The organism is Brevundimonas sp. AC546, from assembly GCF_979258305.1.
The window spans coordinates 1,077,047-1,103,217 of the sequence record NZ_OZ409849.1 but is presented as its reverse complement, the minus strand read 5'-3'; the positions used below and the strand labels follow the sequence as shown (position 1 = coordinate 1,103,217).

At 67.3% G+C, this 26,171-nt stretch carries 26 protein-coding genes; 18 read left to right on the top strand and 8 right to left on the bottom strand.

Annotated features, from left to right (window positions below):
- The first annotated feature begins 8 nt into the window (after positions 1-8).
- The 9 genes from ACZZZD_RS05565 (at position 9) to ACZZZD_RS05525 (ending at position 8,355) form a co-directional block, all read left to right on the top strand.
- Complete coding sequence (locus tag ACZZZD_RS05565) at positions 9-2,699, top strand: NHL repeat-containing protein (RefSeq protein ID WP_463433376.1); 2,691 nt, start codon at positions 9-11, stop codon at positions 2,697-2,699.
- 81 nt (positions 2,700-2,780) lie between these two features.
- Positions 2,781-3,449, top strand: coding sequence for a hypothetical protein (locus tag ACZZZD_RS05560; RefSeq protein ID WP_463433374.1), 669 nt, complete (start codon positions 2,781-2,783; stop codon positions 3,447-3,449).
- On the top strand, positions 3,449-3,871 hold the full coding sequence (locus ACZZZD_RS05555; RefSeq protein WP_463433372.1) for a hypothetical protein: 423 nt from the start codon (positions 3,449-3,451) through the stop codon (positions 3,869-3,871). Before ACZZZD_RS05560 ends, ACZZZD_RS05555 begins: the two co-directional genes overlap by 1 nt.
- 169 nt (positions 3,872-4,040) lie before the next feature.
- Positions 4,041-4,541 (top strand): single-stranded DNA-binding protein, encoded by a 501-nt coding sequence (gene ssb / locus ACZZZD_RS05550; protein ID WP_159850440.1) that lies wholly within the window; start codon positions 4,041-4,043, stop codon positions 4,539-4,541.
- Between the two features lie 26 nt (positions 4,542-4,567).
- On the top strand, positions 4,568-5,023 hold the full coding sequence (locus ACZZZD_RS05545) for a thiol-disulfide oxidoreductase DCC family protein (protein WP_463433369.1): 456 nt from the start codon (positions 4,568-4,570) through the stop codon (positions 5,021-5,023).
- Positions 5,020-6,321 carry an SDR family oxidoreductase gene (locus tag ACZZZD_RS05540; protein WP_463433367.1) on the top strand — a complete coding sequence of 434 codons (1,302 nt, stop codon included), beginning with the start codon at positions 5,020-5,022 and terminating at the stop codon, positions 6,319-6,321. Before ACZZZD_RS05545 ends, ACZZZD_RS05540 begins: the two co-directional genes overlap by 4 nt.
- Positions 6,318-6,788 (top strand): DUF2269 family protein, encoded by a 471-nt coding sequence (locus ACZZZD_RS05535; protein WP_463433365.1) that lies wholly within the window; start codon positions 6,318-6,320, stop codon positions 6,786-6,788. The genes ACZZZD_RS05540 and ACZZZD_RS05535 overlap by 4 nt, the downstream gene beginning before the upstream one ends.
- 63 nt (positions 6,789-6,851) lie before the next feature.
- Positions 6,852-7,790 (top strand): DMT family transporter, encoded by a 939-nt coding sequence (locus tag ACZZZD_RS05530; protein ID WP_463433363.1) that lies wholly within the window; start codon positions 6,852-6,854, stop codon positions 7,788-7,790.
- A 31-nt stretch (positions 7,791-7,821) separates the two neighbouring features.
- Positions 7,822-8,355, top strand: coding sequence for a DUF1003 domain-containing protein (locus tag ACZZZD_RS05525; protein WP_463433361.1), 534 nt, complete (start codon positions 7,822-7,824; stop codon positions 8,353-8,355).
- A 39-nt stretch (positions 8,356-8,394) separates the two neighbouring features.
- Here the strand turns inward: ACZZZD_RS05525 and ACZZZD_RS05520 are convergent, their stop codons facing one another.
- Positions 8,395-8,970, bottom strand: a complete 576-nt coding sequence (locus ACZZZD_RS05520) for a superoxide dismutase family protein (protein WP_463433359.1) — start codon at positions 8,968-8,970, stop codon at positions 8,395-8,397.
- A 122-nt stretch (positions 8,971-9,092) separates the two neighbouring features.
- On the opposite strand from ACZZZD_RS05520, the gene gyrA reads away from it, so the two are divergent.
- The 5 genes from gyrA (at position 9,093) to ACZZZD_RS05495 (ending at position 15,225) form a co-directional block, all read left to right on the top strand.
- Entirely contained in the window at positions 9,093-11,873 is a 2,781-nt protein-coding gene (gyrA, locus tag ACZZZD_RS05515) for a DNA gyrase subunit A (RefSeq protein WP_463433357.1), read from the top strand.
- Between the two features lie 175 nt (positions 11,874-12,048).
- Entirely contained in the window at positions 12,049-12,897 is an 849-nt protein-coding gene (locus ACZZZD_RS05510) for an aminotransferase class IV (RefSeq protein WP_463433355.1), read from the top strand.
- A 53-nt stretch (positions 12,898-12,950) separates the two neighbouring features.
- Positions 12,951-13,439, top strand: coding sequence for a pantetheine-phosphate adenylyltransferase (gene coaD, locus ACZZZD_RS05505; protein ID WP_159850458.1), 489 nt, complete (start codon positions 12,951-12,953; stop codon positions 13,437-13,439).
- 6 nt (positions 13,440-13,445) lie between these two features.
- Positions 13,446-14,321, top strand: a complete 876-nt coding sequence (locus ACZZZD_RS05500) for a peptidylprolyl isomerase (RefSeq protein WP_463433353.1) — start codon at positions 13,446-13,448, stop codon at positions 14,319-14,321.
- A gap of 28 nt (positions 14,322-14,349) precedes the next feature.
- Entirely contained in the window at positions 14,350-15,225 is an 876-nt protein-coding gene (locus ACZZZD_RS05495; RefSeq protein WP_463433351.1) for a peptidylprolyl isomerase, read from the top strand.
- 313 nt (positions 15,226-15,538) lie between these two features.
- Here the strand turns inward: ACZZZD_RS05495 and ACZZZD_RS05490 are convergent, their stop codons facing one another.
- Positions 15,539-16,651, bottom strand: a complete 1,113-nt coding sequence (locus ACZZZD_RS05490) for a Ppx/GppA phosphatase family protein (protein ID WP_463433349.1) — start codon at positions 16,649-16,651, stop codon at positions 15,539-15,541.
- Positions 16,652-16,798: 147 nt separating this feature from the next.
- Here ACZZZD_RS05490 and hspQ point away from each other — a divergent pair, with 147 nt between their 5' ends.
- Positions 16,799-17,107, top strand: coding sequence for a heat shock protein HspQ (gene hspQ / locus ACZZZD_RS05485; RefSeq protein ID WP_428156016.1), 309 nt, complete (start codon positions 16,799-16,801; stop codon positions 17,105-17,107).
- A gap of 55 nt (positions 17,108-17,162) precedes the next feature.
- Positions 17,163-18,038 (top strand): phenylalanine 4-monooxygenase, encoded by an 876-nt coding sequence (phhA, locus tag ACZZZD_RS05480; protein WP_463433347.1) that lies wholly within the window; start codon positions 17,163-17,165, stop codon positions 18,036-18,038.
- Between the two features lie 3 nt (positions 18,039-18,041).
- Here phhA and ACZZZD_RS05475 read toward each other — a convergent pair whose 3' ends face one another.
- The 6 genes from ACZZZD_RS05475 to ACZZZD_RS05450 all read right to left on the bottom strand — a co-directional run bounded on the left by ACZZZD_RS05475 (position 18,042) and on the right by ACZZZD_RS05450 (position 25,183).
- Positions 18,042-18,437, bottom strand: a complete 396-nt coding sequence (locus ACZZZD_RS05475) for a hypothetical protein (protein ID WP_463433345.1) — start codon at positions 18,435-18,437, stop codon at positions 18,042-18,044.
- 76 nt (positions 18,438-18,513) lie between these two features.
- A complete protein-coding gene (locus tag ACZZZD_RS05470; protein ID WP_463433343.1) occupies positions 18,514-19,797 on the bottom strand; it encodes an MFS transporter in 1,284 nt (427 codons plus the stop codon).
- A 7-nt stretch (positions 19,798-19,804) separates the two neighbouring features.
- A complete protein-coding gene (astB, locus tag ACZZZD_RS05465) occupies positions 19,805-21,151 on the bottom strand; it encodes an N-succinylarginine dihydrolase (protein WP_463433341.1) in 1,347 nt (448 codons plus the stop codon).
- Between the two features lie 175 nt (positions 21,152-21,326).
- Complete coding sequence (astD, locus tag ACZZZD_RS05460; protein ID WP_463433339.1) at positions 21,327-22,745, bottom strand: succinylglutamate-semialdehyde dehydrogenase; 1,419 nt, start codon at positions 22,743-22,745, stop codon at positions 21,327-21,329.
- 178 nt (positions 22,746-22,923) lie between these two features.
- Complete coding sequence (locus ACZZZD_RS05455) at positions 22,924-23,931, bottom strand: arginine N-succinyltransferase (protein WP_463433337.1); 1,008 nt, start codon at positions 23,929-23,931, stop codon at positions 22,924-22,926.
- A gap of 1 nt (position 23,932) precedes the next feature.
- Positions 23,933-25,183 (bottom strand): hydrolase, encoded by a 1,251-nt coding sequence (locus tag ACZZZD_RS05450; RefSeq protein ID WP_463433335.1) that lies wholly within the window; start codon positions 25,181-25,183, stop codon positions 23,933-23,935.
- 96 nt (positions 25,184-25,279) lie between these two features.
- On the opposite strand from ACZZZD_RS05450, the gene ACZZZD_RS05445 reads away from it, so the two are divergent.
- Complete coding sequence (locus tag ACZZZD_RS05445) at positions 25,280-25,822, top strand: hypothetical protein (RefSeq protein WP_463433333.1); 543 nt, start codon at positions 25,280-25,282, stop codon at positions 25,820-25,822.
- Complete coding sequence (arsC, locus tag ACZZZD_RS05440; RefSeq protein WP_463433331.1) at positions 25,822-26,163, top strand: arsenate reductase (glutaredoxin); 342 nt, start codon at positions 25,822-25,824, stop codon at positions 26,161-26,163. The genes ACZZZD_RS05445 and arsC overlap by 1 nt, the downstream gene beginning before the upstream one ends.
- The last annotated feature ends 8 nt before the right edge of the window (positions 26,164-26,171 follow it).

Sequence of the window (26,171 nt, the reverse complement as noted above, 5' to 3'; positions counted from 1 at the left end):
CCGCCTGAATGATCAACAACAGCTATCTGCTGGGTCTTTTCGGAGCCACGACGGACACGTCGTCGCTGATCGGCGCAACCACGTCCGCCAAGACAAAGAAGACCCAACCGACGGCCCCCTGGGCCTCGACGGCCACCCCGCCCAAGGCCAGCGACATGGTGCGCGCCGCGCTGGGCGGGCGGCGACTGATCAATGAATCCGCCGTCGATCTGGATCTCGCCGGCGCCTCGGCCGACTATCGCAAGCTCTTCGCCCTGTATCAGGGGCTGAACACCCTCAGCGCCCTGGCCGACCGCGCAAACACCAAGGGCTTGGCCAGCGCCGAAGCCGCTCAGGTCGGCAAGCGGTTCGAGGCCGGCCTGGCGGAAATGTCGGACTATCTGAAGTCCGCCGGTTTCGAAGATGTCCGGATGGTGCAGGGCGTGTCCCAGTCCACCGTGAAGACCGGCTATGCGCTGGAAAAGGCGCAATCCACCTTCGTCACCACCCCCATCCATGACGGCGCCCTGAGCGCGCCGGTCAAGGCGTTCGAGGGCGACGTCAAGTTCGCCGTCACGATCAAGACGGTTGGGGGAAGCCAGGCAGTCGATGTCGACCTGTCTGACATGGGCGCGACGCCCCGGACGATGGACAACGTCATCGCCCACATCAACGGCAAGCTGGAGACCGCAGGCGTCGCCACGCGCATCGAGCGCGAGATGATCCAGGCCCAGCCCAAGGTCATCAAGAGCGGCTCCAAGACCATCACCCTTCCGGCGGGACCGGACCAGTGGGCGCTGAAGGTGCGCGGCGCGGTCGGCGAGACGGTCGGCTTCCAGGCGGTGGACACTTCCGACGCCGTCTATGTGACCCAAGGCGTTGGGACCACGAGCGCGGCCCAGTTGCTGAAGTTCCAGGCCGACGGCGGCACCGCCCCGACCGCCCAGCAGGGCGTGAACGATCCGTTCTGGGTCGAGGGCAGGGCAGGCCAGACCAATCTGCCGGCAGGCGTCGCCGCCGTGCGGTCCAGCGCCGTCGCACCGGACGGTTCGATCTGGGTCGTCGCCGACCTGACCGAGGGCGACGCCAATCAGCCCATCAAGGGCGACCGCGACGTGGCCCTGCTGAAATACGATTCCGCCGGCAATCTGATGCAGACCAAGCTGCTGGGCGCCGCCTCCACCGCCAACGGCTTCTCCATCGCCGTGGACGCCGACGGGCGCGTCGCGGTGGCGGGCTCCGTGACCGGGGCGCTGGAGCCGGGCAAGAGCGGCGACAGCGCTACGACCGCCGACAGTTTCGTCACCGTCTTCGACGAAGACGGCAAGGAACTGTGGACCCAGAGGCGCGGCGCCAAGGCGGCGGACGAGGCGACCGAGGTCGGCTTCGGCGCGGACGGCATGGTCTATGTCGCCGGGCGGTCCAAGTCGGCGATGCCCGGCTCTGCGGCTCTCGGCGGCTGGGATTCCTACCTTCAGACCTTCCAGGAAAAGCCGCTGACCATCATCGGGCCGGTCGGCGGGGTGAACGTCTCGACGCTTCAGTTCGGCACCGGCGGCGACGATTCCGTTCAGGCCATGACGGTGTCGGGTTCGGACGTCTACACCGCCGGGGTCGAGAACGGCCGCGCCGTCGTGCGGCGCTTCACTTTGGACGGCGCCGGCGTTCCCACCCTGTCGGCGACGCGCGATCTGGGCCTCGCCAGCGGCGCCATCGCCGGGATTTCGGTCGAGAACGGCAAGGTCGTGCTGACGGGCCAGACGGACAATCCCGCCCTGGACATCGGCACGGTAACCAATGCCCATGCCGGCGGAACCGACGTCTTCGTCGCCACCATGTCGGCCGATCTGCAACCCGCGGCCAACGACCGGCTGACCTATTTCGGGGGCGCCGGTAACGACACCGCTGCCGATGTTCAGATCAAGGACGGCAAGGTCTGGATCACAGGCACGAACCGCGATGCGGGCGCGGCCAAGACCGATCCCACGCGCGCCTATCTGGCGCGGCTGAACCTGGACACCGGGGCGGTCGAATACAATCAGACCTGGCGCGGCGACGGCGATCAGGTCACGCCGACCAGCCTCAGCATCGTCTCGGGCGGCGCCAGCGTGCTGGACCGGCTGGGCCTGCCGCAGGGCGAAATCCTGCAGACGGATTCAAAGCTTCTGACCATCGGCACCTCGGCGCGCGTCGGCGATCAGTTCACCATCTCGCCGGCCAACGGCGGCCGTGCAGTCGCCGTGACCATCGACGCCAAGGACACGCTGGAGACCCTGGCCAAAAAGATCATGACGGCCTCAAACCGTCAGCTGAAGGCCACCGTCATCACCGACTCCAAGGTGGTTCCCCCGGTCCAGCGCCTTCAGATCGTGGCGGCCGACAACAAGGAGGGCGCCGTCATCTCGGCCGGCGCCGTGGGCAAGGACGCTTTGGCGGCCCTGGGTTTGTCGCCCGGCTTCGTCGGCAAAACCTCGGACAAGACCGTCAAGACCTACGGTCTGAACCTGCCCAACACGCTGAACCTGAGCGACGCCGCCGGGATCAAGTCGGCCATCGAGTCGCTGGCCCAGGCCATGACGGCGGTGCGATCCGCCTATCGCTCGCTGGGCCCGCAGACTACGACGACCACCAACACCCAGACCGGCAACGGCTCTTCGACCAGCTATCAGCAGACGCAGCTGGCCAATTATCAGGCTGCGCTAAACCGTCTTCTGGCCTGATCGCGATCATGGTCGTCCAAGGCGGTTGACGCCCGGCGCCCGGTCGGGGTTATTGACCTCCTCATCCGCGAAAGCCCCTTCATGGCCCTTCCGAAAGACAATCGCGTCATCATCGTGGTCGGCGCTGGTCTGGTGATCATCGCCGCCGTCGTGCTGGCCCTGATCTTCACCGGCGGCGGCGACAAGACGCCGGAGGATTCGCCCGCGTCCAAGGGCGGGCTGGTGGTCAATCTGGCCGACGCTCCCTCGCTGGAGCCGACGCGCGAGCTGCGCTGCTTCGTCGATGGTCAGTTCGTGGGCATGGCGACCCTGGCCGTCTGCGCCCAGCGCAACGGCCTGGCGACCGACGCCCTGGACGTGGGTCTGGACGCCACGGGCGCCCTGGCCGCTGCGCCCACCGCCGCCTTCGCCCCGCCGCCCGAGCTGCCGGCCGTCGAGATGGCCGAGGCGCCGCCAGCCTATGTCGACCAGACCCCCGCGCCCCGACCTGCGCCCGTCGCCAACGGCAGCCCCTGCCTGCGTCACAGCGGTTCCGACTGGCGTACCCTGTCGCCGAACATGAGCTTGAACGCCTGCGTCCAGGCCCTGTACGCAGGAACCTGCGTCGGGCCGGGCGATGCGCAATACGGCCGCTGGGGCGACACGACCCTGCGCCTGGTGCCGCGTCGGGTGGAACAGTCGGGCGACAATTCACGTTTCCGGACCCTGGCCGAGCAGGATCGCAACTGCCAATTTCCCGGGATGAACTGATGCGTCTTGTCGTTCTCGCCGCCGTCGCTGGAACAGCCCTGCTGGGCGCCTGCTCCAACGAACCCAAATATGAGTTTGCTGAGGGGGCCTGCTATTTCGTGGCGACGCCGGATAATGCGCCGCCCCGCCTGCAGAAGATCGCCGACGACCAGCCTCAGTTGGAACAGTGCGCGGCGCGTCTGGAAGAGATGCGTCTGCGCTTCCTGCGCATGGGCGGCTCGAACCAGGAGCTGGCGGGCGCCTATCAGGGCCGGTTCATCTTCATCGACCGCGAAGGGGTCAAGATCGGCAAGAGCCTGAACGGCAGCCGCTTCTTCGCCATGGCCCGCACCGGCGACGGCCGCCTGGCCATTCCCGGCGCCATTCAGCGCGACGAGACCGGCCGTCCCATCGCCATCGCGGCGGACCCCGCCGCCAAGTAGGACTTGCGTGACGTGAACAAAGGTGGAACATTCGGTTAACGATTATCCACCGTTTTGGCGGGTCGGATGTCGAAAGCGGCTGGCGGTGACGCGTCGCCCCGGTCAGACATCGGACTGAATTGACGGGGCAGGCGATGCAGTCGCCACTCCACACGAGAAGGAAGTTTCCATGGCGGGCAGCGTCAACAAGGTCATTCTGGTCGGCAACCTGGGTCGCGACCCCGAAATCCGGTCCATGCCGAACGGCGACCGTATCGCCAACCTGTCGATCGCGACCTCGGAAACCTGGCGCGACAAGTCCTCGGGCGAGCGGAAAGAAAAGACCGAGTGGCACCGGGTCGTCATCTTCAACGACAACATCGTCAAGGTGGTCGAGAACTATGTGAAGAAGGGCTCGACGGTCTATATCGAGGGCGCGCTTCAGACCCGCAAATGGACCGATCAGCAGGGCGTCGAGAAATATTCGACCGAGATCGTGGTCAGCCGCTTCAAGGGTGAACTGACCATGCTGGGCGGCCGTTCGGAAGGCGGATCGCAAGGCGGCGGCTATGCCGGCGGCGGCGGTGGTCGCGGCGACGACGACTATTCCTCGGGCTTCTCCACCGGCGGCGCCAACAAGCCGAGCGGCCCCAAGGAAAGCTACGACCTGAACGACGACATTCCGTTCTAAGGTTTCGGCCGTTCTAGGGGTTTGGAATGGGGCGGGGGCCTTACAGCTATCGTGAGGATCCCGCCGTACCGGCCTTTCCGGACGACCGGCCCCTGGTCCTGTTCGACGGCGATTGCGCGCTCTGCTCCGGCTCGGCGCGCAAGATTCTGAAGCACGACCGCTCCGGGCGTATCCGCCTGGCCCCGACGCAGTCGCCGCTAGGGCGGGCGCTGCTGGTCCACTACGCCGTCGATCCCGACGATCCCTATACGATGCTGCTGATCCAGGACGGCGTGGCGCGCGAGCGGTCCGACGGCGTTCTGGGCATCGCGGCCCTGCTGCCTGCGCCCTATCGGCTGGCGGTCCTCGGGCGGATCGTACCGAGGCGCGTCCGCGACACCCTCTATGATTTCATCGCGCGCCGTCGCCGTCGGTTTCCCGGCGCGACCTGGTGCGCCACGCCCCCGGCTGGGGTCGATCTGACGGACCGGGTGCTGGGATGAGCGGACGCGTGCTGGTGCTGGGCGCCAACGGCTTCATCGGCTCGCATGTTGCGGCGGCCCTGTCGTCTTCGGGCTGGTCCGTGCGCGCCGGCTCGCGCCGCATCGTCGAACCCGCCCGCCGTGCGCCGACGTTCGATTGGGTCGTCGCCGACTTCGCCAAGCTGAAGACGGCCGAGGCGTGGGCGCCGCTGCTGGTCGGCGTCGATGCGGTGGTGAACTGCGTCGGCGTGCTCCAGAACGGCGCGGGCGACAGCACACGCGCCGCCCATGTCGATGGCCCACGCGCCCTGATCGCGGCCTGCGAGGCGGCGGGCGTGCGGCGGCTGGTGCACATTTCCGCCGTCGGCGCGGACGATGACGCCGGCACCGACTACGCCCGCACGAAGGCGCAGACCGAACGGATGGTCGCCGACAGCGGCTTGGACTGGCTGATCCTGCGGCCGTCGCTGGTGGTGGATCGGGCGGCGTTCGGCGGCACGGGCCTGATCCGGGCGCTGGCGGCGTTTCCGCTGTTCAGTCCGGTGGTGGGCGGCGACCAGACCTTCCGCCCGATCCCGCTGGGCGACCTGTCCGCCGCCGTGGTGGCGACGCTGAAACCGGGCGCTCCGTCGCGCCAGTCGTTCGACATGCCAGGGCCGGAGCCTGTCACCATGGTCGAGACCATGCGCCTGTATCGTGGCTGGATGGGATTGAGCCCGGCGCCGGTCCTTCGCGTGCCGCGCGCCTTGGCCGCGCCCGCTCTCGTGATCGGCGACCTGCTGGGCCGGCTGGGGTGGTCCTCGCCGATCCGCACGACGGCGATCAAGCAGATGGACCATGACGTGTCCGGTCACGACAGCGGCTGGGCCCAGGCGCTGGGTGTGCCGTCTCGCGGCTTAACCCGCTTCCTGGCCGAGACCCCGGCCTCGGTTCAGGACGTTTGGCATGCCCGGCTGTGGTTCGTGCGGCCGGTCTCCATCCTGACCCTCGGCATGTTCTGGTTGATCACCGGACTGATCAGCTTTGGGCCGGGCTGGGACCGGGCAGTCGCCATCCTGCACGAGGGCGGTTATGGCCGTATGGCTGGCCCCATCGCCTGGTGGGGTGCGCTGCTTGACGTGGTCCTGGGGCTGATGCTGTTCGTGCGGCCATGGAACGCGCGTGTAGCGATCTTTATGTGCCTGGCCACCGTCGGCTATCTGACGGCCGCAACGCTCAGCCTGCCGCACTTCTGGATCGATCCGCTGGGGCCGTGGCTCAAGGTGCTGCCGATGATGGCCCTGTGTCTGTTCGTGGCGGCGACGGACGCGCGTCGATGAGCCTTTATGTCCTGCTGAAGATCGTCCACATCCTGTCCGGCGCCGTGCTGTTCGGCACGGGCGCGGGCATCGCCTTCTTCATGCTGCGCGCTCACGCGACCAAGGACGCGAAGACCATCGCCGAGGTCGGTCGCATCGTCGTCCTGGCCGATTTCGTCTTCACCGCTGCCGCCGTCGTGATCCAGCCCATCAGCGGTCTGGCCCTGATCCATCTACAGGGCTGGTCGCTGACCAGTTCGTGGCTGCTGGCCGCCTATGGCCTCTATGTCCTGATCGGCGTCTGCTGGCTGCCGGTCGTGGGAATCCAGTACCGGATGATGAAGCTGGCCGAACTGGCGGCAGGGCAGGGCGCGCCCTTGCCGGCCGCCTATCATCGGCTATTCCGCTGGTGGTTCGCCCTGGGCTGGCCCGCCTTCGCCGGCGTCCTGGCCATCTACTGGCTGATGGTCGCCAAGCCGGAGTTCTGAGCCGAAACCTGGGGTCATCCAAAGTGAGCCGACGCGAGGCTCTTGCCGTGGCATAGGCGATCTATGACCGACGCCAATCCTGAAGTTGGGCCCGCACCCGCGCCTCTCCCCAAAAGGCCCCACGCCCTGACCGGGCTGGAGATCGCCGCCATCGTGGCGATCATCGTCGTGTGGGGGGTGAACAACGCCGGGGCCAAGCTGGCGACCGAGCATCTGTCGCCGCTGCTAGTCGGAGCGATCCGGTTCGGCATCGCCAGCGCCTGTCTGATCGCTTTCGTGCGGCCGCCGTTCCCGGACTGGAAGAGCCTGATGCTGATCGTCATCGTCGGCGGCCCGATCCAGTATGGCTTGGCCTATACCGCCTATTGGTTGGCGACCGACGTCAGTCCGGTGACCGTCGCCAACCAGCTGTGGATTCCTTTCACCACCCTGTTCGCCTTCCTGATCCTGGGCGAGCGGCTGTCGAAGGCGGCCCTGGTCGGCATGGGCGTGGCCTTCGTCGGCGTGGCCTGGATGACGCTGGACGCCCATGCGTTGCAGGACTGGAAGGCCATTCTGGTCGCCATCGCCGCTGGCGCGGCCTGGGGTGTGACGACGGTGGTCGCACGCCGCACCACCTCCATTCCACCGCTGAAGATGCAGGGGTTGTTGGCCCTGGGCGCCTTTCCTGTCATGGCCTTCGGCTCGGCCGTGTTCGAGCATGGGCAATGGGAGGCGGTGAAGACCGCGACGCCCATGGTCTGGGCCACGCTGCTGTGGGCCGGGATCGTGTCGTCGGTGCTGGCGACGACCCTGCTGTTCTGGCTGGTGCAGCGGCGCGAGGCGGGGCGGGTGACGCCCTATCTGCTGGTGACGCCGGTGGTGTCGATGCTGATCGGCTGGGGCTTCATGGGCGACATTCTGACACCGCAGATCCTGACGGGTTCGGCCATCGCCATGGGCGGGGTGGCTCTCGTCGCTCTGGCCGAACGGGGCTTGCGCGCGGGGGCCGCCAAGGCTTGATCTGTTCCTGAGCGAGATTCAGGAGACCGCCATGCCGCACGCCCCCCTCGACGCCGACCACGTCTCCCGCCGCTGGCTGGGAAAGGCGACGCATGACCTGCCCGCAAACGAGGCCAGCGTGGTGCGCAGCGCCGCCGAACGTCGTCCGATTTCCGAGGACATCAACGAAACCTTCGACGACCGCCAGACCTTCGGCGAGAGGCTGGCGGACAGGGTGGCGACGTTCGGCGGGTCGTGGACCTTCCTGATCGCGTTCGGTCTGTTTCTGGTGGTGTGGACGGTGTTGAATCTGGTCCTCAGGCGGGACGCCTTCGATCCCTATCCCTTCATCTTCCTGAACCTGATGCTGTCGATGATCGCGGCGGCCCAGGCGCCCATCATCATGATGAGCCAGAACCGTCAGGCGCAGAAGGACCGGCTCGACGCCGGCAACGACTATCAGGTCAACCTGAAGGCCGAGATCGAGATCATGGCCCTACTGGAAAAGGTCGAGCACCTGACCGCACGCCAGGAAGAGCAGACGGAGCTGATCCGTCATCTTCTGGCGCAAAAAGAAGCCCGCTGAACGGCGTCCAGCGGGCCATCTTCAACGTTTAGGGAAGACTCAGCTCGCGCTGAGCGCCGCGCAGGCCACCCGGTCGCCGGCGCCGCCGATGGGCTGGGTCGAATGGTCGTCGGGATTGGCGTGGATGATGATGGCTGAGCCGTCTGCGTCCCACAGCCACTGGCCAGGACCTTCCGACGAGATGCGGGCGCGCGGCGTGAACAGTTCGGCGTTCACCTTGCCGTCCGCGCCGGCATAGATGTTCGGCAGGTCGCCATCGTCCGGGCCGGCCGCGTTCAGCAGGCCATGCGGGGCTTTCGGTTCGCCGTGATTGATGTGCGCGCCGGACGAGGTGAAGGGCGCGGCGCACTCGCCGGTCGCATGGATGTGGATGCCGTGCCAGCCGGGCGTCAGGCCCGAGGCTTCGATCTTGATCACAAGGCCGGTCGGCCCCTGGCGCAGATCGACGCGGCCGATGTTGGCGCCCGAGGCGTTGATCAGGACCGCCTGTCCCGTTGCACCGACGGGCGCGCGTTCGACATGGGTTTGCGGGGCGTTGCCGGTCGCGGCGCAGGCCGTGGTCAGGGCCAGCGGAGAGGCGATCATGAGGGCGGCGGCGAGAGTGTAGGCGCGCATGTGGAAAGTCCTTTCAGAGACGGGCTTTCACGGCGACGTCGCTTTGCCACCGAGCCCCTGGAATGCTAGAAATCGTCACAGCGGATCACGTTCCGATTCCGGCCGCATAAAGCCACGCTTCATTGACCGACGACAGCTACGAAAACGCCGCAACTCCGATCAACGGTCGAGGCGGCGGCTCCGACATTTCCACGATCACGATCGAGGACGAACTGAAGCGTTCGTATCTCGACTACGCCATGAGCGTGATCGTCTCGCGCGCGCTTCCCGACGCCCGTGACGGCCTCAAGCCGGTCCACCGTCGCATCCTGTATTCGATGCACGACCTGAACATGACGCCGGAGCGCAGCTATTCGAAATGCGCCCGCGTGGTCGGTGACGTGCTGGGCCGGTTCCACCCCCACGGCGACGCCTCGGTCTATATGGCCCTGGTGCGGATGGCCCAGCCCTTCTCGATGGGACTGATGCTGGTCGATGGTCAGGGCAACTTCGGCTCCGTCGATGGCGATATGCCCGCTTCGATGCGTTACACCGAGGCCAAGATGGCCCCGGCCGCCGTCGCCCTGATGGCCGACATCGACAAGGACACCGTCGATTTCCAGCCGAACTATGACGAGAAGGAACTGGAGCCCGTCGTCCTGCCGGCGCGGATTCCGAACCTGCTGGTCAACGGCGCGGGCGGCATCGCCGTCGGCATGGCGACCAACATCCCGCCGCACAATCTGGGCGAGGTTGTGGATGCGGCCCTGGCCCTGCTGGATGATCCCAACGTCACCGACGACGCCCTGCTGGACATCGTGCCCGGCCCCGACTTCCCGACGGGCGGAGAGATCATGGGCCGCACCGCGCCACGTAACGCCCTGCGCGACGGTCGCGGCTCGGTCGTCGTACGCGGTCGCGCCTCGGTCGAGGAGATTCGCAAGGATCGCGAGGCCATCGTCGTCACCGAACTGCCGTTCCAGGTCAACAAACAGACCCTGATCGAGCGCATCGCCGAAATGGTGCGCGAGAAGCGTCTGGAGGGCATTTCCGACGTCCGCGACGAATCCGACCGCCAGGGCATGCGGATCGTCATCGAGCTGAAGCGCGATGCGTCCGGCGACGTCATCCTGAACCAGCTGTGGCGCTACACCGCCATGCAGAGCTCGTTCGGCGTCAACATGCTGGCGCTGAACCACGGCCGGCCCGAGCAGATGGGCCTGCGCGACCTGTTGCAGATCTTCCTCGACTTCCGCGAGGAAGTCGTCGTTCGCCGCGTCAAGTTCGAGCTGAACAAGGCCCGCGACCGCGGCCACGTCCTGGTCGGTCTCGCCGTCGCCGTCGCCAATATCGACGAGGTGATCCACATCATCCGTTCCTCGGCCGATCCGACCGAAGCGCGCGAGCGGCTGCAGTCCAAGCCCTGGCCCGTCGGCGACATGATGGCCTTGGTCGAACTGATCGCCGATCCCCGCAGCGTCGTGATCAACGGCGACAGCCTGCAACTGACCGACGAACAGGCCCGCGCCATCCTGGCCCTTACCCTGTCGCGTCTGACCGGCCTCGGCCGTGACGACATCTTCGGCGAGGCGAACGGCCTGGCCGATACGATCCAGGGTCACCTGACCATCCTGTCGGACCGCAAGAACGTCCTGGCCATCATTCGCGACGACTTGATCGACGTGAGGGACAAGTTCGCCGTGCCGCGTCGCACCCTGATTGGGGAAGGCGACGGCGAGATGGAGGACGAGGACCTGATCCCGCGCGAGGACATGGTCGTCACCGTCACCCACGGCGGCTACGTCAAGCGCGTCGCCCTGAACGCCTATCGGACCCAGCATCGCGGCGGCAAGGGCAAGTCCGGGATGACGATGAAGGACGAGGACGCCATCACCGGCGTGTTCAGCGCCTCGACCCACACCCCGGTCCTGTTCTTCGCCACCAACGGCAAGGCCTACAAGCTGAAGACCTGGCGCCTGCCGCTGGGCAATCCGCAGTCGCGCGGCAAGGCGTTCGTCAACCTGCTGCCCATCGAGCCGGGCGACAGCATCATGAATGTCCTGCCGCTGCCTGAGGACGAGACGACCTGGGGCGACTACGACATCATGTTCGCCACCCAGGCGGGCGACGTGCGCCGCAACAAGCTGTCGGACTTCGCCACGGTCAACCGCGCCGGCAAGATCGCCATGAAGTTGGAAGGCGACGACCGCATGGTCGGCGTCGGGCTGTGCACCGCTGACGACGATATCCTGCTGACCACGGCCCTGGGCCGCGCGATCCGGTTCAAGGCCGACGACGTGCGGGTGTTCAAGGGCCGGGATTCGACCGGCGTCCGAGGCGTGCGCCTGCAGGACGGCGACGAGGTCATCTCCATGGCCATCCTGGGCCGCGTCGATGCGACGCCGGAGGAACGCTCTGCCTATGTCAAACACGCCAACGCCATGCGCAAGGCCCTGGCCGGCGCGGACGCGGAAGAGGATGTCGCGGCTCCGGCCGAGGCTGAAGAGGATGTCGCTGACGCGGCATTGTCGGTCGAACGGATCGCCGAACTTGGCGCCGCCGAACAGTTCATCCTGACGGTCACCGAGACCGGCTTCGGCAAGCGCTCCTCGGCCTATGAGTATCGCCGGACGGGTCGCGGCGGTCAGGGTTTGACGGCCCACGGCCTGGGCGGTCGCGCCGGAACGCGCCTGGCGGCGGCCTTCCCGGTCGAGGAAACCGACGACCTGCTGCTGGTCACCTCGGGCGGTCAGATGATCCGCACCCGTATCGACCAGGTCCGCATCGTCGGCCGCTCCAGCCAGGGCGTCACCATCTTCCGCACCGCCAAGGACGAAAAAGTCGTCTCGGTCGAACGTCTGCCGGACAGCGGTGGGGCGGATGACGCGGATGTCGTCGACGAAGGCGGCGAGACCGAAGCCTAAAAACCAAGACCCTCTCCCAGCGGGAGAGGGCTTGAGCGCCCGAGAGCGTCGCGATCGGCAAGCGCGAAAGGGTGAGGGGCAGGTGGTGCGAATTGGCCCACCGGCCGACCCTCATCCGGCCCTCCGGGCCACCTTCTCCCTCAGGGAGAAGGAAAGATTTGAACGGGAGCGGCCAGTGGACATCCTGATCGACGGCCACCCCGCCACGCCTGAGGACCTGGCCCATCAGGCCTTGGTCAACTACGGCGCCTACACCTCCTTCCGCGTCGAGAACGGCGCCGCACGCGGCCTCGACCTCCACCTCGCCCGTTTGGACGAAGCCGCCGTTGAACTGTTCGGCGAAAGCCCAGGCGAGACCGAGTTCCGCCGCCTGATGGCGCTCGCCGTCGCCGGTCGCAACGCCTGCTGGCTCCGCGTCAGCCTGTTCTCGCCCGAGATTGGCCATCGCAACCCGTCCTTCATCGGACGGCCCAAGGTCATGACAGTCGTCTCGCCCCCGCCGCTGCCGTTGGCGACCCGCATGCGGGTGACGGCGGTCCCCCATGTCCGCGAGGCGGCGCAACTGAAACACGTCGCCACCTTCGGCCAGACTCGTGTGCGCCGGGCCGCACGTGCGGCGGGCTTCGACGACGCCCTGTTCGTCGATGGTGAGGGCCATGTGTCCGAAGGCGTGACCTGGAACATCGGCTTCGTCCAGGGCGACCGCATCGTCTGGCCCCAGGCGCCGATGCTGGCCGGCGTGACCCAGGCGGTGATCCAGCGCGGTCTGGCCGAGGCGGGCCTGACCTCGGAAACCCGCCCGGTCTCGCTTTCCGAAGTTTCCGCTTTCGACGCCGCCTTTCTGTGCAACAGCGCCACGCCCGTTTGTGCCATCACGGCCATAGACGGTGTCGCCTTCGCCAATGAGCCCGCCCTGCTGGCCCGGATCGAGGCTGCCTGGTCCGCCCAGCCGCCGCAGGTCATCGCGCCCCGCGACGATGATACCCGCGACGATGACGATGGCGTCAGCCGGCTAGGCCGCTGATTTCGCACCTGCTAAACGACGCGAACGGCACGCGACAGGCTGGGGAGACACGCATGCGCATCGGGCTTTATCCGGGCACCTTCGACCCGGTGACGAACGGGCATACCGACATCATCAAGCGGGCGCTGAAGCTGGTGGACCGGCTGGTCATCGGCGTGGCCCAGAACGACGACAAGGGGCCGTTGTTCTCCACAGCCGAGCGCGTCGAGATGCTCAAGGCCGAGGTCGCGGGCTTCGGCGGCGACATCGTCGTCCAGCCCTTTTCGACCCTGCTGATGCATTTCGCGGAAGAGCTGGACGCCAATGTCATCATCCGGGGTCTCCGCGCCGTCGCCGACTTCGAATACGAGTTCCAGATGACGGCCATGAACCAGCGCCTCAATCAGGACATCGAGACCGTATTCCTGATGGCCGATCCGCGCCACCAAGCCATCGCCTCGCGCCTGGTCAAGGAGATCGCCCGTCTGGACGGCGCGATCGACAGTTTCGTCAGCCCCGCCATCGCCGAGCGCGTGCGGGCCAAGGTCAAGAACGGGATTTGATAGACTATGCGTAAGGCGATCATCGCGGCGACCGTCGCCGCCCTCCTGGCGAGCGGCGCAGTACAGGCCCAGGTGCAGGCTCCGGCCGTGGCTCAGGCCGTTCCGGCGGCCTCCGACTGGCGCACCATCGCGCCGGAAAACCTGCTGGTCATCGACACGTCCAAGGGCCGCGTGCTGGTCGAACTGGTCCCGGTCGCCGCGCCAAACCATGCCGAACGCATCCGCACCCTAGCCAATCAGGGCTTCTACGACGGTCTGAAGTTCCACCGCGTCATCCCTGAATTCATGGCGCAAACCGGCGATCCCCAAGGCACAGGCGAGGGCGGCAGCGAGCTGCCCGACCTGAAGGCCGAGTTCAGCTTCCGCCGCGGTCGTGACGCCGGTTTCGTCGCCGTGCCCAGCGTCGGCCCCGGCGTGCGCGGCCTGGTCAGCGACCTGCCGGTCGAGACCCAGCCCGACGCCCAGATGATGGTCACCGCCGACTTCAAGGTCGATGCCCACGGCCTGTTCTGCCCCGGCGTCCTGGGCATGGCCCGTTCGGGCGCGCCCGACAGCGCCAACAGCCAGTTCTTCCTGATGATGGGGGCCCGCGACCAGTTGGACGGCGTCTATACCGCCTTCGGCCGCGTTGTTTCTGGCCTGGACGTGGTCGGCAAGCTGAAGAAGGGCTCGGACGCCGAGGACGGCAAGGTCACCGACCCCGACACCATGACCCAGGTCCGGATGGCTTCGGCGATGCCCGAAGCCGGCCGCCCGACGGTGCGCGTCCTGAACGCAAACAGCGCCGCCTTCGCCGAGCGCATCGCCGCGACCCGTGCTGCGCGCGGTAACGGCTTCAGCATCTGTGACGTTCAGCCGGTGGCCGAGGTCGTCGGCGGCTGACGCTTTCAAGACGACGGGGGAGGGGACGATGACCATTCGCACGCTGATGATCGCCACGGCCATGCTGACCGCGACGGCCGGGGCAGCCTTAGCCCAAGACGCGACCGCCGTGCCTGCGCCCCCGCCGCCTCCGGCCGAGTGGCGCACCGTCGCGCCCGAGAACCTGCTGGTCATCGACACCAGCAAGGGCCAGGTCCTGGTCGAGCTGGCGCCGCAAATCGCCCCGGCGCACGTCGAGCGGATCAAGTTGCTGGCCTCGCGCGGCTTCTACGACAATCTGGTCTGGCATCGGGTGATCGACTGGTTCATGGCCCAGACCGGCGACCCGCTGGGCACGGGCGACGGCCAGAGCTGGTATCCCGATCTGAAGGGCGAGTTCACCTTCCGTCGCGGGGCGGACATGGCCTTCACTCCCGTCGCGGCCCCCGTTGGCGCTCTGGTCGGCTTCGTCGATTCCATTCCCGTCCAGACCCAACCCGACGCCCTGATGTCGGGCACCGGCGATCAAAAGGTCCACGGCTGGGCGCTGTACTGCCCCGGCGTCGCCGGCATGGCCCGCGACGAGGGCAATGACACCGCCAACAGCCAGTTCTTCCTGATGCGTCAGGCCTATCCGGCGTTGGACAAGCGCTACACCGTTTGGGGTCGCGTCGTGTCCGGTCTGGACGTCGTGCGGGCGCTGAAGGCCAGCCCCGACCCCAGCGGCATCGTCGCCGACCCCGACCGCATGACTCGCGTCCGCGTCGCCTCCGACCTGCCCGCCGCAGAGCGGCCGGCGGCGGCCGTCCTGAACACCAGCTCCGCCACCTTCCAGACCTTGGCGCAGCAGGCCCGTCAGGCCAGAGGCGCGGATTTCTCGGTCTGCGACATCGAACTTCCGGTGCAGGTCAGCCCGGCCGCCTGATCGTCTCGCACTTGTTTCGAGCGCCCATTGCGTGTCAGATATGCAATCTGAGCGATGGAGAGGCGGCGATGAGGAAGGCGTGGTTTCTGTTTAGTCTGGCGGCGGTCGCTCTGCTTTCAGCGGGCTGCGCCACTCCATCTGACATGGTCATGGCCGGGATGTGCTCTGACAAGGCATGCTTCGACGCCTTGCGCGCGTTTAACGAAGGGCGCGCCACATCCCCGCATCAGATGTCCGCAGAAGACCTTCGGGAGCTGGGAGAAAAGCAGGGAATTCGGACGCCGACCAAGGCGGACCGCCATAATTCGGGTTATTAGGCTGCGGCCGACCCCTTGCCCTTACCCCGCCGACGTCGCCTGCGTTTCGGCGGCGCCTTGTCCTCGCGCATCCGCTGCAGCAGCAGGCCTTCGCGTAGGCCCCGATCGGCGACCCTGACCCGTTCGGATGGCCAGGCGCGCTGGATCGCCTCCAGAATCGCAGCGCCAGCCAGAACCAGGTCCGCCCGGTCGGGGCCGATGCAGGCCTCTCTGGCCCGCCCGTCCGGCCCAAGCGCCTTCAGCCGATCCGCCGCCGCCTCGCATTCGGTCCGCGTCATCCACAGCCCGTCGACCCGGTCGCGGTTGTAGCGCGGCAGGTTCAGGTGGATGCCCGCCAAGCTGGTGATCGCGCCCGAGGTCCCGACCAGATGCGCCCGGTCCTGGCGGAACAGAGCCATCAGTTCCACGTCCTCGATCTCACCCGCCGCTATGGCCGCGCCCATGTCGGCAACCATGGACTCGTACCATTGCTCAAGTTCGGCTTCGCCCACGCCGGCAGGCTCGGGATGTCGTTCCGCCAGGGTGACGACGCCCAGCGGCGCCGACATCCAGGCGGTGGTCGTCCACTCCGTCTCCTCGCGCTTCAGCCACGACAGCTCGGTCGAGCCGCCGCCCACATCAATGATAAGTACGCCCTCGGCCTTGGGGTCGATCAGGTTCAGGCAACCCTCGACCGCCAACTGCGCCTCTTCTGCGGGGTCGATGATGCGCAAGCGCAGACCCGTTCCTTTGCGCACCCGGTCGATGAACTCGGCGCCGTTTTCGGCGGCGCGGCAGGCCTGCGTGGCGACCGCGCTCAGCCGGGCCGAGTCCACGCCCTTCCTGACGATCCTTTCGGCGCACAGGGCCAGGGCGTCATAGGCCCGGTCCATGGCGCGCGGGTCCAGCAGGCCTGTGCGTGACAGGCCTTCGCCCAGGCGCACGATGCGGCTGAAGCTGTCGACGACGCGAAAGCCTTCGCGCGACGGCCGCGCGATCAGCAGCCGACAATTATTGGTCCCCAGATCGAGCGCGCCATACAGCGGCGCATCTCGACCCGACGCATCCCGTGACCGGGAAGGCTGGGACCGCTCGTCGCGCCGTCGGGGCGCGCCGTGGGTCTCCGGCATGGGTCGTCATTCCGATGTGGGCGGTCCAAAACGGCGCCCGTCCCGTTCAGCCTAACCTGCGAAGATCGTCCGCGCCAAGCCATTCTGTCAGGAAGATGAACGAGAGTGATGGGGTCCGGCTCATGCGCCGGATCGTATCACCCTATCATGACCCAGGTTCACACAGCCCGTTTCGCCATCGGTCAGATCGTTCGCCACCGCGACGACGCCTTTCGCGGCGTGGTGATGGATGTCGATCACGCCTATGACGGCCCGGCCGGAGAGACCGGCCTGGTCGCCGCCGATCAGCCCTTCTACCGCGTCTATGCCTTGGGCGACGATGGCGGCTTCGTCGCCTATGCGGCCGAGGGCGTTCTGGAAGACGGTCAATCCGTCCTGTTGCCCGACGACGCCGATCGCTGGTTCACGACAGACGGCCTGGGGCACCACGCGCCTCTGGACGAACAACTGCACTGACAGTTGGAAGGCGCGGCCGGGCCGGGCTAGACTGCCGACAAAAGAGGAGCGCTCCATGTCCGACTTCGAACACGTCTTCGAACAGCCGCCCGAGGGCGCGGCCGCCGACTGGACCATTCCCCAGAACTGGGCCGCCTATACGGAGGTCGAGCACCAGACCTGGGACACCCTGTACGCCCGCCAGATGAAGATCCTGCCGGGCCGCGCCTGCGACGCCTTCCTGCGTGGGCTGGACGCGCTGGACCTGAACGCCGGCGGCATACCCGACTTCGACGTGATCAATCCCAAGCTTCAGGCCCTGACCGGCTGGACCGTGGTCTGCGTGCCGGGCCTGGTCCCGGACGAGGTCTTCTTCGACCACCTGGCCAACCGTCGTTTCGTCTCGGGCCAGTTCATCAGGAAGCCGGACCAACTGGACTACCTCCAGGAACCCGACATCTTCCACGACGTCTTCGGCCATGTGCCGATGCTGACCGACCCCGATTTCGCCGCCTATATGGAGGCCTATGGCAAGGGCGGCCAACGCGCGGCCGGCCTGGGCATGCTGCCCAACCTGGCGCGTCTGTATTGGTACACGGTGGAGTTCGGCCTGATGAAGGACACGGATGGCCTGCGCATCTATGGCGCCGGCATCGTGTCGTCCTCGACCGAGAGCGTCTTTGCGCTGCACGACCCGTCGCCCAACCGCATCGGCTTCGACCTGGAACGGGTGATGCGCACCCTCTACCGGATCGACGACTTCCAGCAGGTCTATTTCGTCATCGACAGCCTGGAAGCCCTGAAGGACGAGACGCTCAGGGACTTCGGCCCGTTCTATGCGGCGCTGAAGGGCCAAGACGACCTGCCCATCGAAACCGTCCTGCCGACCGATCGTGTCTTCACCCGCGGCACTCAGGCCTACGCCCAGCGCGGCGGGCGGTTCGCCGCCTGAGCGTCAGTGCGGGATAAAGCTAGCCGAGACCTGGGCGCCGTCCGACGGCATCAATAGCAAGCATTCCGTTCCATCAGTGCTGACCTCGCAGCCCCGCCATTCGACATGCCAACCTGAGGCGGCAGGGTTTTCGGCCTTGAGATGGATGGGCGTGCCGGCCGGCGTGCGGATCCAGCACAGTCGCGGCGCATCGTGGGGGTCATATTGGAACCGGGTTGGGCCGCACCGCACCCCGACCGGATCACTGCGGATAATGGCGCTGCTGGTCACATCGCCGGACGCCACGACGGTCAGCAAAGGGTCGATGCGATGCGCTTCGACGACGATGTCGGTCAGCGTCGTCGGGTCCGACTGCGGGCTGAGGCCGAGCGCAAGCAGGGCAAGCGGTGTGAACAACAAGGCTAAGCTCGACGACTGGATTACAAAGGGTCGTCGGCTATGGACCACGGCGAGGCCGCCATCAAGCCAGGGCCGGTCAGGTGTGCGTAATCAGGCTGTTGTGCTTCGTGTCCCGCATGCGGATGAAGGTCAGCAACGACAGCCCGATCATGCCGGTGACGTACCAGAAGAAGACGCTCTCGACGCCCGCGCCCTTCAGCCATAGCGCCACATATTCGGCCGTCCCGCCGAACACCGCATTGGCGATGGCGTAGGGCAGGGCGACGCCAAGCGCGCGGATGTGGGCCGGGAATAGCTCGGCCTTCACCACCGCATTGATCGCCGTATAGCCCGACACGATCACCAGCCCGGCCAGCGCCAGCAGGAAGGCGACGAACGGGCTCTCCACCGTCGACAGCGCCGTCATGATCGGCACGGTGCACAGCACCCCGAGCACGCCGAACGCGATCATCACCGGCCGCCTGCCCACCCGGTCCGACAGGGCGCCGACCGCCGGCTGCAACAGCATGAACAGGAACAGGGCCGCCGCGCTGATCTCGGTCGCCGTGTTCTTGGGAAAGCCCGTCGTATTGACCAGGAACTTCTGCAGATAGGTCGTGTAGGTATAGAAGGCCAGGGTGCCGCCGGCCGTCAGGCCCAGCACCATCAACGCCTCCTTGGGGTGTTTCAGGATCAACTGCGTGGCGCTGGATTTCGGCGCATCCTTCTCGTCCGTCGCCTTGTGCGTCTCGTCCAGCCGGCGACGCAGCCAGAAGACGATCACCGCCAGACCGGCCCCGACGAAGAAGGGAATGCGCCAGCCCCACGACGCCAGCGCCGTCTCGCTGAGCGTATTCTGCAGCACGATCAACAGCAGCAGCGCGATCAACTGGCCCGAGATCAGGGTGACGTACTGGAAACTGGACCAGAAGCCGCGCCGATGCGGCTCGGCCATTTCCGACAGATAGGTGGCGCTGGACCCGTATTCCCCGCCGACGCTGAGCCCCTGCAAAAGCCGCGCGAACAGCAGCAGGGCTGGGGCCGCCAGGCCGATGGTCGCATAGCCGGGCGTCACGCCGATGATCAGCGACCCGGTGCACATCAGCGTCACCGACAGGGTCAGCCCCGCCTTGCGCCCCTTGCGATCGGCATAGACGCCCATGATCCACGCCCCGATCGGCCGCATCAGGAAACCCACCGCAAACACGGCGGCGGCGCTCAGAAGTTGGGCCGTCGGGTCTTCGCTGGGAAAGAAGACCGGCGCAAAATACAGGGTGAAGGCCGCATAGGCGTACCAGTCGAACCACTCCACCAGATTGCCGGCGGACCCGCCGACGATGTTTCTCAGGCGGCGGGCGGGGCTCATCGGCGCATCGGTCATCGGCGCATCACACTCTCTGGAAGGGATAGAAGTCGGACCCAAGCCTCAGAATTGTCGTCAGTTCGTCCAACGCCCCCCGGCTTTCACCCAGCAGGTCGGGATCGGCCAGATCGGCTGGCCGCAGTTCGTCGCGGTACCAGCGCTTCGCCCAGTCGGCCAACCGGCCGTGCAGGGCCTCCGTCAGCCGCATGGCGGGATTGGTCGCCGCCAGCTCCGCGTCGTTGAGCACGACCCGAAGACGCAGGCAGGCCGGCCCGCCGCCGTTCCGCATCGACTGGCGCACGTCGACATACTGCACCCGGCCGATAGGGCCGTTGGAGGCGGCCAGGCCTTGCGCCACCGCATGGCTGCGCGGGTTGTCGCGGGTCTCGGTCGGGCAGATCAGGGTCAGACGATCCTCACCCGGAATCTGGATCAGCATGGAGTTGAACAGGTAGCTGCTGATCGCATCGGCCAGCGGCAGGTCGGCGGACGAGACCTCGACGAAGATCGGCTCGAACAGACCGTCCGCCGCGCGACGGATGGCGTCCTGCGTCCCTGCCGTGTCCTCGAACGCCAGGTCGTGGAAGAACAGGGTCTCCAGCGCCCCCACACAGACCACGTCATTGTGGAACGTCCCGCCCGCGATGGCGGCCTTGGACTGCTGGGCCAAGACTACGCCTGATGCCTCATGGCGACGAGCAATCGCTTCCGACGCCTCTCGTGTCTGACGCGCGGGATAAAGGCCGTCCCAAGGCTCGAATGCCTCGCGCCCCCAGACCAGCAGATTGACGCCCGTCGCACCATGCTCGGCGCATAGCCGCACATGGTTGGCCGCGCCCTCGTCGGCTAAATGCGCGACCGAGGGCAGGGCGTCGTGAACCGCGAACCGCGACGTGTCGGGAAACAGGGCGTCCAGCGCCCGCTTCGTCTGCTGGTGCTCCAGCGACCGATGCAGGTTGGTGATCAGATTAGCGGGCGTGAAATGCACCCGCCCGTCGGCAGCGTCGGCCGCGTCCGCGCTGGGCGTCACGGTCGCGGCGTTGGCGGCCCACATGGGCGAGGCCGAACAGGCGGCGGCGGCGAAGGACGGCGCATCCTTCCACGCCCGCTCCAGCACCTGGGCGTCCGATCCGGTGAAGCCCAGGGTCCGCAGGAAGGGGATGTTCGGACGTTCGTGCGGCGGCAGGACGAACTGGGGAAGGCCCAGGTCGGCCAAGGTCTTCATCTTGTCGAGCCCCTGCAACACCGCCCCCCGCGGATTCGACGCCTCGCCCTTGTTCAGGCTGGAGGCCAGATTGCCCGGCGACAGCCCTGCGTAGGAGTGCGTCGGTCCGATCAGGCCGTCCGCGTTGGCTTCGACGGCGGTGGTCACCACGCTTCCCTCTCCCAGAGGGAGAGGGCTTGAGGCTCGCAGAGCGCAGCGATGCGCTTGCCGAAAGGGTGAGGGGTTGCGGTGCGTCCCGTCGGACACCGTAACCCCTCACCCGAACGCGCCAGAACGACGGCTGCGCCGCCGTGCGCGCTCTCCCTCTCCCGCTGGGAGAGGGTCACGCCCTCAGTCCCTTGATCTCGGCTTCGATGTTCGCGACCGCATCGGCTTCGAAGCTCGCCACCGGATAGGCGCAGTAATCCGCCGCATAATAGGCGCTCGGCCGGTGGTTCCCGCTGGCGCCCAGGCCACCGAACGGCATGTCGCCCGCCGCCCCGGTGGTCGGCCGGTTGAAGTTGACCACGCCCGCGCGGATGCGGCGGATGAAATGGTCCCAGTTGGCCGGATCATCGCTGACCAGGCCCGCCGATAGACCATAGCGGGTCGCGTTGGCCGCCTGGATCGCCGCGTCGAACGTCGCCACGCGCGTCACCGATAGGAAGGGCGCGAACATCTCTTCGTCCGGCACGTGGATCCCCGTCACGTCGATGATGGCCGGCTTGACGAAGGCGCCCGGCAGATTGGCGACCGGGCCCGAGGCGCGGATCACCCTGGCCCCGCTGTCGATCCGCTCCTGCAACGCCTTCAGCGCTGCCTCGGCCGCGCGTGCCGAGATCAGCGGGCCCGCATAGGGTTCGGGATCGCTGTCCCACGGGCCGAAGACCAGACGGTCCGACAGGGCGGCGATGGCTTCGATGATCGCGTCGCCCTGCGGCCCTTCCGGCACGATCAAACGACGCGCGCACGAACAGCGCTGGCCGGTGGTGATGAAGGCGGACTGCACCGCGATGCCTGCTGCGGCTTCCGCATTCGCCGCATCCCACACCACCAGCGGATTGTTGCCGCCCAGCTCCAGCGCCAGAATGACGTGCGGGTCGTCGGCGAACTTCTTGCGGAAATGCGCGCCGGCCGCACCGGATCCGGTGAACATCAGGGCGTCGATCCCGGCGTCCAGCAGGGCCGCGCCCGTCTCGCGCCCGCCCTGCGCCACATTGACCACGCCGGTCGGCAGGTCGGCGGCGGCGAAGGCCTCGGCCATCACCTGACCCACCAGGGGTGTCTCTTCCGACGGCTTGAACACGACGGTATCGCCCGCCAGCAGGGCCGGGACGATATGGCCGTTGGGCAGATGACCGGGGAAGTTGAACGGGCCCAGCACCGCCGCCACCCCGTGCGGCCGATGCCGCAGGGTCGCGCGCCCAAAGGCCGTGTCGGTCGATCGCTCGCCGGTGCGTTCGTCATAGGCGCGGATCGAGACGTCGACCTTGCCGATCATGGCGGCCGCCTCGGTCTTCGTCTCCCACAGCGGCTTGCCGGTCTCGCGGGCGATGGCCTCGGCGATCTGGGGCGCGCGGTCCTTCAGCACGGCCTGATAACGTTTGACCGCCTCGATCCTCTCGGCCCGAGACGCGTCGGCCCAGGCGGGGAAGGCGGCGCGGGCGGCGTCCACGGCGGCCTGGACCTGGGCCGGACTGGCGGCTTCGCCCTCCCAGTTGGTGGCTTCGGTGGCGGGGTCGGTGGAGGTGAAACGGGTCATGATTGCACTCCCCTTCTCCCCTCGGGGGAGAAGGTGGCTCGCGGAGCGAGACGGATGAGGGGGTTGCCAGATGCGGAGTCGATGTTTGACGCGAGGAACTGCTGAACCAGCCCCCTCATCCGAGCGGCTTCGCCGCCCACCTTCTCCCCCGAGGGGAGAAGGGATGTGCGTGCGACGGTCATGATTTCACGCGGACGGTGGCGCCGGCCTTGATCTTCAGCGCGGCGGCGGTTTCGGCGGTCAGGCGCACGGTGTCGCCTTCGATGTCGGCTTTCGCCCGCACGGCGCGGAAGGCGGCGATGCTGTCGGTCGAGATCAGGGCCGGCAACTCGGCCTCGACCGATCCGACGATCTCGACCGTCAGCCGCCGCGCATCGCGCACCGTTCGGATATTGTCGCGCCCGCACGACACGGTCGGCCCGGCGTCGAAGATGTCCACCAGGCCGTTGGGCCGGAAGCCTTCGCTTTCCAGAAGGGCCATGGCCGGCACCCCTTGCGGATGGACCTTGCCGATCACGGCGCGCGCCGGTTCGGGCAGCAGTTCGGTATAGATCGGGTGGCGCGGCGCCAGGTCCAGGATGAACTGCTTGTCGGTCGATCCGCTCATCCGGTCGGCGTGGTCGAACTCCATCGGGAAGAACTTGTGCGCCACATGGTCCCAGAAGGGGCAGGCGCCGTCGGGCGTGAAGACCCCGCGCAGCTCGGCCAGCACATTCTCGGCGAACAGTTCGGGCTGGGCGCCGATCAGCATATAGCGCGACTGGCTCAGCAGACGCCCCGCGCCGCCCTTGCGCCGATCCGCCTTCAGAAACAGCGACCCGACTTCGGTCCAGCCGGTGCATTCGTTGACCAGCACCAGGGTCTGGTGATCCAGCTTGACCCCCAGCGACGGCGAAGACGCCGTATTGTGCACCACCCGGAACGAGAAGAACGGCCGCTTCAGCCCCACCGTCGCCTTGACCGACCCGACCCCATCGATGTCGCCAGTGTCGCCGTCCTCCAGCATCAACGTATACCAGGCCTCCTGCGCCGTGACCTGGCCCCGGAAGCTGGCCTGGCTCAGCTCCAGTCGGTCGGACAGGGCGTCGGGATCTTCGGGCAGGCTGGTGAAGCCGGGACCGGACAGGATGGCCAGCTCCAGCAGGTGATCGAGATCGGCAGGGCCGGCGGGACGGACGACGAGCATTCTAGAGAGTTTCCATCCGCAGGGATTTCAGTTTGGTCGCGTCGATCTCGCCCGAGGCGATCTTGCACAGGATGAGGGCGCTCAGCTGGGCGCGTTCGACGAAGCTGTCGGGCCAGGCGAACTCCTGGTCCGAATGGATGTCGCCGCCCCGCACCCCGAGCGTGTCGATGTTGGGCAGGCCGGCGGCGTGCAGATTATTGCCCTCGCACACCCCGCCCGAGGGCTTCCACGCAATGGGCTGGCCCAGCAGGGCGCCGGCTTCCTTCACCGCCTCGAACAGGGCTGTCTGGGCCGCGTCCATCGGCTTGGGCGCGCGGGTGAAGCCGCCGTGCAGATCCAGGGTCAGCCCCTCGAACGGCGGCGCGGCGGCGATGACGCGCACCGAGGCGTCGATCCAGTCGGCGGCGACCTTGTCCGGCACGCGCACATTGAACCGCACCACCGCATTGTCGGCGACGACGTTCAGCGCGCCGCCGCCCGAAATCTTAGCCACATTGACGGTGACGCCCTCGTGCTGGCCGTTCAGTCCATGCAGGGCGGCGGCGATGATGGCCGCGCCCGCCACTGCATTGCGGCCCTCGTCGAAGGCCCGCCCCGCATGGGCCGCGCGGCCCGTGACGATCAGATGATAGTTGCCGCTGCCCTTTCTGGCTCCCGCCAGCGTCCCGTCCGCCAGCGCCGGCTCATAGGTCAGGCCCACATGGCCCCGCGCGCCCAGCTCGGCCAGCAAGGGCGCGGAGGCCGGCGAGCCGATCTCCTCGTCGGGGCTCAGCAGCACGGTCCAGCCGACGCCATGTTTGTCGGGATGGGTCTCGAACGCCTCCAGCGCGGCCAGCAGCACGCTGATCCCGCCCTTCATGTCCGCCACGCCGGGACCGTTCAGGGCGCCGTCCGCCCGTGTCGTCACGGTCTGGAACCGGCTGTCGGCGGGGAAGACGGTATCGTAATGGCCCGTCAGCACGACCTGGATCGGCGCACTGGGTCGGGCCGTGATCTTCAGCGCGTCGGCATGGGCCTCAGTCCGCACCGATCCGTCGTCTGCGACGCTCGTCGAGCCTTGCGTCGGGATGCGTTCGACCGTGGCGGGCAGGGGCTTTGCCGCCGCTTCCAGCGCGTCCAGCACGGCGTTCAGCCCGACCGCGTTACGGCTGCCGGAGTTGATGTTGGCCCAGTCGATGGTGCGCCCGATGATGGCCTCGCGTCGCGCGGCGACGTGGTCGAGGACGGCCTGGTCAGAGGTCAGAATCCGCATCGGCCGGACCCTAGACGCCCCGACCACAAAGGTGAAGGTCGGGGTCTGTAAGTCATCGCCGATCACAGCTAGTTTCCGCGCGAACAGGGACGCGACATGACACGCACGACGATCGATCTGTGGCTCCGGGCCATGAACCCGCTGATGTTGCCGCGCGGCATGGCCGAGGCGCAACGGTCCGCGCGGTCCATGGTGATCGGCCTGGGCATCGCCCTGATCATCGGCTTGATCCCGACTTGGTGGATGTTCACCTCGGGCTGGTTCGAGACGGCGATGAGCACCGAATACGCCAAGATGGGTCTGTCGGCCGATCAACTCGCCATGCAACAAGAGTTCATGAAGGTCATCTGGCCCTTCGCTATCGGCTTTGGCGCCATCTTCACCGTCCTGCTCTACAGCGTGCTGGCGGTGGTTCAGTGGCGGATGATGACGCGCGCCATCCCGATCATCATGCTGGCCCTGATCGCCTATAGTCTGGTGGCCAATCTGGGGATGCGGCTGCTGGGCACGATGCCGACGCCGGAGCTGCCGCTGTGGATCACCCTCACGACCTGGCCGGCCATGGTCGTTTCCGGCGTGATCTATGTCGCGTCGCTGCAGGGCGCCATGCTGCTGCACCGCCTTCGGAACGAGCCCTGATGTCGGTCGTCCTCTACCACAACCCGAAATGCAGCACCTCCCGCAACGCCCTGGCGCTTTTGCGCGAGAAGGGCGTCGAGCCGACGGTGGTCGAATATCTGAAGACCGGTTGGGACCGCGCGACGCTGGAGCGACTGGCGACCCGGACCGGCGTCGGCCTGGCGGGCCTGCTGCGCAAGAAGGAGGCCGACGCCAAGGCCCTGCTGGACGCCGGCGCCGACGATGAAGCCATCCTGGCCGCCGCCGTCGCCCAGCCGATCCTGATCGAACGCCCCATCGTCGAGACCGACAAGAGCGCCGTCATCGGTCGCCCGCCGGAGCGGGTGCTGGAGGTTCTCTAGCCGCCGCC

What these genes read in the sequence shown, in the direction of transcription:
- ACZZZD_RS05565 (WP_463433376.1), top strand. Translation starts at nt 9, where the DNA reads ATGATCAACAACAGCTATCTGCTGGGTCTTTTCGGAGCCACGACGGAC.
- ACZZZD_RS05560 (WP_463433374.1), top strand. Translation starts at nt 2,781, where the DNA reads ATGGCCCTTCCGAAAGACAATCGCGTCATCATCGTGGTCGGCGCTGGT.
- ACZZZD_RS05555 (WP_463433372.1), top strand. Translation starts at nt 3,449, where the DNA reads ATGCGTCTTGTCGTTCTCGCCGCCGTCGCTGGAACAGCCCTGCTGGGC.
- ssb (WP_159850440.1), top strand. Translation starts at nt 4,041, where the DNA reads ATGGCGGGCAGCGTCAACAAGGTCATTCTGGTCGGCAACCTGGGTCGC.
- ACZZZD_RS05545 (WP_463433369.1), top strand. Translation starts at nt 4,568, where the DNA reads ATGGGGCGGGGGCCTTACAGCTATCGTGAGGATCCCGCCGTACCGGCC.
- ACZZZD_RS05540 (WP_463433367.1), top strand. Translation starts at nt 5,020, where the DNA reads ATGAGCGGACGCGTGCTGGTGCTGGGCGCCAACGGCTTCATCGGCTCG.
- ACZZZD_RS05535 (WP_463433365.1), top strand. Translation starts at nt 6,318, where the DNA reads ATGAGCCTTTATGTCCTGCTGAAGATCGTCCACATCCTGTCCGGCGCC.
- ACZZZD_RS05530 (WP_463433363.1), top strand. Translation starts at nt 6,852, where the DNA reads ATGACCGACGCCAATCCTGAAGTTGGGCCCGCACCCGCGCCTCTCCCC.
- ACZZZD_RS05525 (WP_463433361.1), top strand. Translation starts at nt 7,822, where the DNA reads ATGCCGCACGCCCCCCTCGACGCCGACCACGTCTCCCGCCGCTGGCTG.
- ACZZZD_RS05520 (WP_463433359.1), bottom strand. Translation starts at nt 8,970, where the DNA reads ATGCGCGCCTACACTCTCGCCGCCGCCCTCATGATCGCCTCTCCGCTG.
- coaD (WP_159850458.1), top strand. Translation starts at nt 12,951, where the DNA reads ATGCGCATCGGGCTTTATCCGGGCACCTTCGACCCGGTGACGAACGGG.
- ACZZZD_RS05500 (WP_463433353.1), top strand. Translation starts at nt 13,446, where the DNA reads ATGCGTAAGGCGATCATCGCGGCGACCGTCGCCGCCCTCCTGGCGAGC.
- ACZZZD_RS05495 (WP_463433351.1), top strand. Translation starts at nt 14,350, where the DNA reads ATGACCATTCGCACGCTGATGATCGCCACGGCCATGCTGACCGCGACG.
- ACZZZD_RS05490 (WP_463433349.1), bottom strand. Translation starts at nt 16,651, where the DNA reads ATGCCGGAGACCCACGGCGCGCCCCGACGGCGCGACGAGCGGTCCCAG.
- hspQ (WP_428156016.1), top strand. Translation starts at nt 16,799, where the DNA reads ATGACCCAGGTTCACACAGCCCGTTTCGCCATCGGTCAGATCGTTCGC.
- phhA (WP_463433347.1), top strand. Translation starts at nt 17,163, where the DNA reads ATGTCCGACTTCGAACACGTCTTCGAACAGCCGCCCGAGGGCGCGGCC.
- ACZZZD_RS05470 (WP_463433343.1), bottom strand. Translation starts at nt 19,797, where the DNA reads ATGACCGATGCGCCGATGAGCCCCGCCCGCCGCCTGAGAAACATCGTC.
- astD (WP_463433339.1), bottom strand. Translation starts at nt 22,745, where the DNA reads ATGACCCGTTTCACCTCCACCGACCCCGCCACCGAAGCCACCAACTGG.
- ACZZZD_RS05455 (WP_463433337.1), bottom strand. Translation starts at nt 23,931, where the DNA reads ATGCTCGTCGTCCGTCCCGCCGGCCCTGCCGATCTCGATCACCTGCTG.
- ACZZZD_RS05450 (WP_463433335.1), bottom strand. Translation starts at nt 25,183, where the DNA reads ATGCGGATTCTGACCTCTGACCAGGCCGTCCTCGACCACGTCGCCGCG.
- ACZZZD_RS05445 (WP_463433333.1), top strand. Translation starts at nt 25,280, where the DNA reads ATGACACGCACGACGATCGATCTGTGGCTCCGGGCCATGAACCCGCTG.
- arsC (WP_463433331.1), top strand. Translation starts at nt 25,822, where the DNA reads ATGTCGGTCGTCCTCTACCACAACCCGAAATGCAGCACCTCCCGCAAC.